Annotated in this window: 11 protein-coding genes; 7 read left to right on the forward strand and 4 right to left on the reverse strand. The window is 64.8% G+C overall.

The features are described from left to right. The 7 genes from ACEQXV_RS04125 to ACEQXV_RS04155 form a co-directional block, all read left to right on the forward strand. A partial coding sequence (locus ACEQXV_RS04125) for a hypothetical protein (protein ID WP_370268028.1) occupies positions 1–189 on the forward strand: 189 nt, incomplete at its 5' end. 212 nt (positions 190–401) lie between these two features. Next, positions 402–1,478 carry an ABC transporter ATP-binding protein gene (locus tag ACEQXV_RS04130; RefSeq protein ID WP_370255531.1) on the forward strand — a complete coding sequence of 359 codons (1,077 nt, stop codon included), beginning with the start codon at positions 402–404 and terminating at the stop codon, positions 1,476–1,478. Between the two features lie 143 nt (positions 1,479–1,621). Beyond that, entirely contained in the window at positions 1,622–1,846 is a 225-nt protein-coding gene (locus ACEQXV_RS04135) for a twin-arginine translocase TatA/TatE family subunit (RefSeq protein WP_370255529.1), read from the forward strand. Between the two features lie 37 nt (positions 1,847–1,883). Then, positions 1,884–2,408: a Sec-independent protein translocase protein TatB gene (tatB, locus tag ACEQXV_RS04140; protein ID WP_370255528.1), complete on the forward strand. Its 525-nt coding sequence runs from the start codon at positions 1,884–1,886 to the stop codon at positions 2,406–2,408. Then, positions 2,405–3,304, forward strand: a complete 900-nt coding sequence (gene tatC / locus ACEQXV_RS04145) for a twin-arginine translocase subunit TatC (protein WP_370255527.1) — start codon at positions 2,405–2,407, stop codon at positions 3,302–3,304. The genes tatB and tatC overlap by 4 nt, the downstream gene beginning before the upstream one ends. Next, complete coding sequence (locus tag ACEQXV_RS04150; RefSeq protein ID WP_370268030.1) at positions 3,301–4,149, forward strand: ATP-binding protein; 849 nt, start codon at positions 3,301–3,303, stop codon at positions 4,147–4,149. The genes tatC and ACEQXV_RS04150 overlap by 4 nt, the downstream gene beginning before the upstream one ends. Before the next feature lie 85 nt (positions 4,150–4,234). Then, positions 4,235–4,981, forward strand: a complete 747-nt coding sequence (locus ACEQXV_RS04155; protein WP_370268031.1) for a Stf0 family sulfotransferase — start codon at positions 4,235–4,237, stop codon at positions 4,979–4,981. 3 nt (positions 4,982–4,984) lie between these two features. On the opposite strand, the gene ACEQXV_RS04160 is transcribed toward ACEQXV_RS04155, so the two are convergent. The 4 genes from ACEQXV_RS04160 to ACEQXV_RS04175 form a co-directional block, all read right to left on the reverse strand. Further along, a complete protein-coding gene (locus ACEQXV_RS04160) occupies positions 4,985–6,118 on the reverse strand; it encodes a peptidoglycan DD-metalloendopeptidase family protein (protein WP_370268032.1) in 1,134 nt (377 codons plus the stop codon). A 128-nt stretch (positions 6,119–6,246) separates the two neighbouring features. Continuing rightward, the gene (locus ACEQXV_RS04165) at positions 6,247–6,888 is read right to left on the reverse strand and encodes a protein-L-isoaspartate(D-aspartate) O-methyltransferase (RefSeq protein ID WP_370254067.1); all 642 of its coding nucleotides are present in this window, start codon (positions 6,886–6,888) and stop codon (positions 6,247–6,249) included. Further along, positions 6,885–7,670: a 5'/3'-nucleotidase SurE gene (surE, locus tag ACEQXV_RS04170; protein WP_370254069.1), complete on the reverse strand. Its 786-nt coding sequence runs from the start codon at positions 7,668–7,670 to the stop codon at positions 6,885–6,887. The genes ACEQXV_RS04165 and surE overlap by 4 nt, the downstream gene beginning before the upstream one ends. 72 nt (positions 7,671–7,742) lie before the next feature. Beyond that, a partial coding sequence (locus tag ACEQXV_RS04175; RefSeq protein ID WP_370268034.1) for a hypothetical protein occupies positions 7,743–8,356 on the reverse strand: 614 nt, incomplete at its 5' end.

Below are 8,356 nucleotides of genomic sequence, written 5' to 3' on the forward strand. Positions count from 1 at the left end.
GACTCAAAAAAGATTCAGCTGGCCGTGGGTGGTAAAAGCTCGGCAAGAGACAACGCACGCGTCAATAATTTTGATCAAATATGGGAATTCAGGGCGGTGTTGAGTGGATTTCCGGACGTTCGCGATCTGATACCAGATTGGGACGCTGAACGAGTTCTTCTCACCTGGACGGGGTCGTCAAACCGATGAATCGCGGCTTTGTTTTCTGTGGATAAGTTTGTGGATCAAGCATATTTGCAAAGGGATTCCAGAAATTTGTGAGGATATGTGAAAGTCTCTACCAGAACTCTCTCGCGCCGCTGAGTCCGCCTGATCGACCGGTGGCGCGCTGATCACGACGCTTGAACCGCCGTTTCAGGGCTGTTATCCGCGAAACCCGAGGCAATTGATCGGAAATCCCCGTGCACACTCCCCCCCGTCTGGACGTCCGTAATCTGACCTGCTCCTTCGCGGGCCGGACGGTGCTGCGTGACGTGTCGCTGCAAGTGGCGCCCGGACAGGTGATGTGTCTTTTGGGGCCGTCAGGCTGCGGCAAGACCACCACGCTGCGGGTCATTGCCGGGATCGAGCGGCAAAGCTCGGGCACCGTGTCGGTCGATGGCCGCACCCTGGCCGATGGCACCCTGCACCTGCCGCCAGAGGCGCGCGGTGTCGGGCTCATCTTCCAGGACTTCGCGCTCTTTCCCCACCTTTCCGTCGCGCAGAACATCGCCTTCGGATTGGCAGGCACCCGGTCCGAGAAGGCCGCGCGGGTCGAGGAACTACTCGGCCGGGTCGATCTGAAAGGCTACGGAGAAAAGTCGCCGCACATGCTGTCCGGAGGCGAGCAACAGCGCGTGGCCCTCGCCCGAGCTCTGGCGCCCCGCCCCGGCATCATGCTGATGGACGAACCGTTTTCCGGGCTCGACAACCGCCTTCGCGACGGCATCCGCGACGAGACGCTGGAATTGCTGAAAGAGGAAGGCACGGCCGTCGTGCTGGTGACACACGAACCCGAAGAGGCGATGCGCATGGCCGATCAGATTGCGCTGATGCGCGGCGGTCGGATCGTGCAGCAGGGCGCGCCTTACAATATCTACAACGCGCCAGCCGACCGGGACGCAGCGGCCTTCTTTTCCGATATCAACACCATCACCGGCACCGTGAAGGGCGCGCTGACCGATACCGCCTTTGGTCAGTTCCTGGCGCCCGGCCACCCCGATGGCACCGAGGTCGAGATCATTTTCCGCCCGCAACATGTGAAGATTGATTTCGACCGTGGCGGGCGGGGGCCGAACCCGACGCCGCTCGATGGCGTTCCGGCCCGTGGCGTGGTGGAGCGGGCCCGCTTCATGGGGCACGAAAGCCTTGTGGAATTCCGCATGGATTTCAACAACCAGATCCTCAAGGCGACCGTGCCCGCCGTCTTCCTGCCCAAGCCCGGCATGGCAATGTGGCTGACCGTCCGGCGCGACCGCTGCTTCGTCTTTGCCCGCTAAGCGGGGCGCGCGCCCCGGATTTCGGCTGATTTCTGCCGTCCTGTGACAGATTGGGGCTTTGATCCTGTCAACAGAATCCATAGGTATAGACGGTGACACTCACGGGCGGCGCACAGGGAACGCCCCCGACAAGGGAGAATGACATGCTCAACAACATCGGCCTTCCGGGCCTTCTGCTGATTACCGTTGTCGTGCTGGTGCTTTTCGGGCGCGGCAAGATTGCCGGCCTCATGGGCGAAGTGGGCAAGGGCATCACCGCCTTCAAGCGCGGCGTGCGCGACGGCACCGAGGAAATCGAGAATGCCGCGAACGAAGAGGGCGAGAATGCCCGCGACGTGACCCCGGAGCGGGAACGCGAAAACGCCTGATCCCCTCGGGATGGCTTAACCGGTCCGAGGGTCTGGCATGTTTGATATTGGCATGTGGGAGCTGATGGTCGTCGGCATCGTGGCGTTGATCGTCGTGGGGCCGAAGGACCTTCCCAAGATGTTCCGGACGCTCGGGCAGGTCACCGGGCGTATCCGGGCGATGGCGCGCGAGTTTCAGACAACCATGAACGCCGCTGCCAGCGAGTCCGGCTTCGACGACCTGGCCAAGGATCTCAAGAAAGCCACCGACGTCACCCGCGATCTGCGCAATATCACCAGCCCGCGCAAGATGGGGCTGGATGCGCTGAAGGATGCGGCGCTCAAGGTCGATCCGGTTGACGAGAACGGCAAGGAACGGCCGCTGACCGAGACCGAGAAACTGGCCAAGAAGCGCCACGAAGAGGCCGAGCAGCGGGTCACCGCCGCACGTGACCGCGCCGCGGCGCGGGCCGCAGGGGCAGAGGATCCGGGCGCCGACGCCGGGGCCGAGGCGCCCGCAGCCGCCGCCGCCCCCGAAGAGCCGCAGGCCGCCGCGCCGCGCACCGGAACTGCCGACACATGACCAAGAAAGACGAGCTTCAAGACAGCTCCGCCCCGCTGATCGAGCACCTGGCAGAGCTTCGCACCCGCCTGATCTGGTCGGTGCTGGCCTTCGTCATCGCCATGGTGGCCTGTTTCACCGTCGCCGAGCCGATCCTCGAATTCCTGTTCCAGCCGATCCGCAACATCCTGCTGGAACGGGGCGAAGACCCGCGCCTGATCTTCACGGCTCCACAGGAAAAGTTCTTCACCCTCATCCGCGTTTCCGTGGTCGTGGGCTTCGGCCTGTCCTTCCCGGTCATCGCGTACCAGATGTGGCGCTTCGTGGCGCCGGGGCTCTATCGCTCTGAAAAGAGTGCTTTTTTGCCGTTCCTCGTGGCATCTCCGTTGCTGTTCCTGGCCGGGGCATCCTTTGCCCATTTCGTGGTGACGCCGCTGGCGATGCGCTTCTTCATCGGCTTCTCCGACGTGATCCCGGCGCTGACCTCGCTGATCACCGGGATGGAAGCAGCGGTCGAGCCGGGCACGAATGAAGAGCTTCAGACCGTCTTTCTCGGGTCTGTGAAGGAATCGCTCGACCTGGAGCTCAAGTTCATCTTCGCCTTCGGCATCTGCTTCCAGTTGCCGGTGCTGCTGACGCTCATGGGCAAGGCGGGGCTGGTGTCGGCCGAGGGCCTGTCCAACGTGCGCAAATACGCGGTCGTGGGCATCCTTGTTCTGGCCGCATTGGTGACGCCACCCGACGTGATCACCCAGTTGATCCTCTTCGTCGTGGTCTATGGGCTATACGAAATCTCGATCCAGCTGGTGCGCATGGTCGAGAAGAAACGCGACGCGGAACTGCGTGCAGAGGGCATTCTTGTCGAAGACGAAGAAGATCTCGCGGACGAGGAGCCGGCAGAGGAGCCGGGCAAATGACCGACGGCGCGACGCTGCTGCGGATCGCAGAGGCCCTGGAACGGCTGCGCCCTGCGCCCGCCGAAGCGCCTGACTGGACCGCGGCAGAAGCTTTCGTCTGGCATGCCGATCCCGACCGGCTGGATCCCGTGGCCAAGGTCAACCGGGTCGACCTGTCGCTGCTTCTGGGCATCAATCGGGCGCGGGACATCCTGATGGAGAACACCCGCCAGTTCGCGGCCGGACTGCCCGCGAACAACGCCCTTCTGTGGGGCTCGCGCGGGATGGGAAAATCCTCTCTCGTCAAGGCGGTGCATGCCGCCGTTCAGGCTGAGAACCGCGATCTCAAGCTGGTCGAGGTTCAGCGCGAGGACCTGCCCTCGATCGGGCGGCTCCTGGGGATCCTGCGCGCGGCGCCCGTGCGCACGGTGCTCTTCTGCGATGACCTCAGCTTCAGCCATGACGACCAGCACTACAAATCGCTGAAAGCGGTGCTGGATGGCGGGGTCGAGGGCCGGCCCGACAACGTGATCTTCTACGCCACGTCGAACCGGCGCCACCTGATGCCGCGCGACATGATCGAGAATGAGCGTTCGTCGGCGATCAACCCCTCCGAGGCGGTCGAGGAAAAGGTGTCGCTGTCGGACCGCTTCGGGTTGTGGCTTGGCTTCCACCCCTGCACGCAGGACGACTACCTTGCGATGATCCGGGGCTATTGCGACGCCTACGGGGTCGAGATCGACGATGACACCCTGCGCGCGGAAGCCATCGAGTGGCAGGCGACGCGCGGGTCCCGCTCGGGCCGCGTGGCGTGGCAGTATTTCACCGATCTGGCCGGACGACGCGGCGTGAAGGTTGCCACCTGACGCCGGTCAGGGCATCAGGTGTGGGTCATTTCCATAAGACCGGCTGGTATTCATGAGGCCGGACAAGCGGTAAGCTTCACGAGCAATGGTATTCAGGCTTCTCCACGACCCAGGCGTTCACGAGACGAAGATCCGGGCCCATTTCCGGTCCAGGGTGCAGTATGACGGGGCGCCGGTCTTCGAACATCCCCTGTTGCTGCTTGGCTTTACGAACCGCTGTGGATCGAACCTTCTGGCGGGCTACCTGCGCGAACGCCCAGGGCTGGCAGGCTTCCACGAACAGCTGAATTTCGACTTCGTGATGGCTCATAGTGCGCGGGAAGGGATCAGGAATTTTCCCGACTACATCCGCCATTTCGCCGCGAAACATCCCCGCCACGGCTTCAAGGCGTCTGTCGACCAGATCGCGATGCTCTACCGGTTCGGGATCACGCGCATGTATCCGTCTGTGCGTGTCCTGCATATCCAGCGCCGCGATCTGCTGGCACAGGCTGTGTCCTATTCCATCGCCGACCAGACAAAGCAGTGGATTTCCAAGCACCGAAAGCAGGCAGAGGCCGTTTACGACCGCACCGATATCGACAACCGTATCCTGGGCTTTTCAAACCAGAACGGTGCCATGAGGGTCGCGCCCCAAGTCTTTGGATTCGAATATGAATGCCTGGATTACGAAGACCTGTCAGAGAATGCGCTCGGCACCGTGAAACGTGCCTGCCGCTTCTTCGGGGTCAAGCCACCGGGTGCGCTCGGGGCGCCCTGGATCGAGCGACAGGCAAACGAGGTTAATCGCAGCTTCATCGAGAGGTATCGCCGGGACATTCATCCCGGCTGACGCTCACTCGATATAGGGCGTGGGATCGACGGATTCGAAGCCCTGGCGCACCTCGAAATGCAGGAAGGCCGGGTCGCCCGCCCCCACATCGGCGATGGTCTGGCCCCGGCTGACCCGGTCGCCGCGCGCCACGCGGATGTTGTCGATATTGGCATAAACCGTCAGAAGGTTACCCGGATGGCGCAGCACCAGGATCGGCACCTGGTCGGTGTCGCGGGTGATCGCGGCCACTTCGCCATCTGCGGCGGCGCGCACGGGCGTTCCGGCACTTGCACCGATGTCGATGCCTTCGTTGCGGCTGCTATAGGGACGGATGATCGAGCCCTGCACCGGGCGCAGCATCTGCGGCTCGTTGGCGGCGATCTCTTCCGCGGTTTCCTCGGGCGTGGGCGTGTCGGCCTGCATGTTGGGGGCATCTGGCAGTTCCGCGGTCTCGATCGCGTCGGGCAGTGGTTCCGAGGCCGAGGGCGGCACCGGCGTCACGCTGCTGCCCGGCGCATTGCCGTCGGCCGACGCTTGCCCTTGCTCCAGCACGAGCGGGATGATCAGGAACTGGCCCTCGCGGATGGTCAGCTCCGGCCCGAGCCCGTTCCATTCGGCCAGGGCGCGCACCGAGACGCCGTAAAGGCGCGAGATCGAATAGACGGTTTCGCCGCGCGCCACGCGGTGACGCACCGGCTCGGCCCCGCCCTGTACCTGCAAGGAGGGCGCGGCGGGCTCCGCAGGCGCGTCGGCATCGGCGCGGTCGATCGCGGCGCTGGCGATGGCGGTGATGTCGGTTCCGGCGGCGCTGGCCCCCGGCGGGGTGATGCGGCGGGGCAGGGCCAGCACTTCGCCCTCGCGCAGGATATCGCTGGCCTGGCGGCCATTGAAGCTGGCCAGTTCCGTCGGGTTCATGCCGATACGCTCGGCCACGTCGGCCAGGCTGTCGCCCCGGCGGGCCACGACGACCTGGTAATTGGGATAGGTGATCAGCCCGAACTGGTCGGGTTCGGGGCGTGGGGCGGTGGCCACGTTTTCCGGGGTCGCAGCAGAGATCCCGTTATTTCGCATGTCGAAATCGAAGCCGCCGGGCGTCACGCAGGCTGCCAGCAGCGGCAGCGACAGGCCAAGGGCGATAAGGGGCAACCTGGTCATCAGCTCTGATACCTCAACTTATTGTCTTCTCGGGCCCCGAGCAGGGGGCGCGCCGCGCTGAATGCATGTCGCGGAATTTCGTGGGTTTTACACGCGAATCGGCGTTGTTTTCCACCCCAAAGGACGGATCACTCGCTGCCCAGCCCCTCGATCAGCGGAACGAAGCGCACCGGGCAGAGTTCTTCGTAGTCCAGTCCGTCGGGGGTCTTGGTGACCTTGATCAGGCTTTGCACCGCGTCCGACTGGCCCACGGGCAGCACCATGATGCCCCCGTCCTTGAGCTGTGCCAGAAGCGGGCCGGGCGGGTCCTCGGCAGCGGCGGTCACGATGATCCGGTCGAAGGGGGCCTGCTCGGGCAGGCCGAAACTGCCGTCCCCGCTGATCACCGTAATGTTGTGCAAGCCGAGGGATTCGAACAGTTTTTCGGATTCCCGCGTCAGGCGGCGGTGGCGGTCCACGGTATAGACGCGCCGCGCCAGGTGGCTCAGGATCGCGGCCTGGTAGCCAGAGCCGGTTCCCACCTCCAGCACCTTGTCGCGCGGCTGCACGTTCAGGGCCTGGGTCATCAGCCCGACGACCGAGGGCTGGCTGATCGTCTGGCCCGAGGCAATCGGCAGCGGCATGTCATCATAGGCCCGGTCTTCGAAATGGCCCTTCACGAACAGGCCCCGGTCCACCTTCTCCATCGCCCCGAGCGTGCGCGGGTTCGTGACCCCCTTCTGGCGAAGGTGGAACAGAAACTGCATCTTCTGCTCGGGCGACCAGCTCATTCGAGGCGGGCTTTCAGATCGGTCAGCACGTCATGCGCAGTCAGGTCCGCGCGCAGCGGCGTGACCGAGATATAGCCGTCGAGATTGGCCTGCGCGTCGCTGTCGGGGGCGGTCGGGTTATGCTGCGACCCGCCGGTGATCCAGACGAAGCGGCGCCCGTTGGGGGCGGTGTGTGGCTTGGCGCTGAAATGCGTCCCGCGCCGGAAACCCTGGCGCACCACCTTGCGGCCCTTCACCTGGCTTGCGGGCACGGGCGGGAAATTCACGTTATAGAAGACGCGGTAGTCTTCCTCGTCCCAGTGACCATGATCGAGCAAGGCCCGGATCAGCCCGGCCCCATGTTGCAGGGCGGCTTCGAACGGGTCGTCCAGTTGCAGGTTGTCGGGGCCGAAATACTGCGACAGGGCGATGGCTGGCACGCCTTGCAGGGCCGCCTCCAGCGCCGCGCCGATGGTGCCGGAATAAAGCACGTTCTCCGCGGCGTTGTTGCCCCGGTTCACGCCCGACAGCACCAGGTCGGGGCGGGAGTCCTTCAAGATGTCGTGCAGCGCGGCCAGCACGCAGTCGGCGGGCGTGCCCTCGGTCGTGTAGCGATAGGGATCGAGGCGCGAAACCAGCGTGGGGTGCACGTAGCTGATGCAATGCCCGACGCCGGATTGTTCGAAAGCGGGGGCCACGGTCCAGACTTCGCCATCCTTACCCGCGATCCCGCGCGCGATGGCCTCCAGCACCTTCAGGCCCGGGGCGTTGATGCCGTCGTCATTGGTGATGAGAATGCGCATGCGCTCTGCCCCTTTGCCCGTTGCCTCAAGCCCTGTTAGCCGAGGGGGCAGGCCCGGTAAAGGGGCCAGCCCTCAGCGGTCTGCCATCGCCTGCCGGACCCCCAGGAACGCAACGGCGATCGCGGCGGCCAGAACCGCGCCTGTAAACACCACGTTCGATGTGTCCATGCCCGCGCTTGCCACCGCCACGCCGACCAGGGCCCAGGTCAGGGCCGCGTGGTAGCTGAGGGGCGGCTTGCGGCTGGCGACGGCGCCACCAAGTGCCGCGACCCCAGCCAGCCCCAGGAAGCTCGCCACGAGGGGCGGCAGCCCCGTCCAACCCGCCAACACGGTCGACCCGGCTACGAAAGAGGCCGCAGTCAGCCAGCCCGCGTAAAGCCCGAGCGGCATGCGCGCCAGCCAGATGTCCTGGTCGACCGGCACGCGGAGCATGGCCAGAAGCGCGCCTGCCAGCATCGCGAAGATGAAGATCGTGGCCATGACGGGGCTGGTCAGCGCCACGCCAAGCCAGCCGGTGCCAAGCGCCAGCGAGATGAAGAGCGGCCAGCGGCCCGCATCCCAGTCGGGATGGGTGTCGCGCTTGATCAGCCCGTAGAAGCCATGCACCACCAGCCAGGCATAGATCACGCCCCAGATCGCGAAGGCATAGCCCGCCGGTTGCAGCGGCAGGGGCGGGGTCGGGTGGG

Source organism: Nioella sp. (genome assembly GCF_964229645.1).
Lineage (GTDB): Bacteria > Pseudomonadota > Alphaproteobacteria > Rhodobacterales > Rhodobacteraceae > Nioella.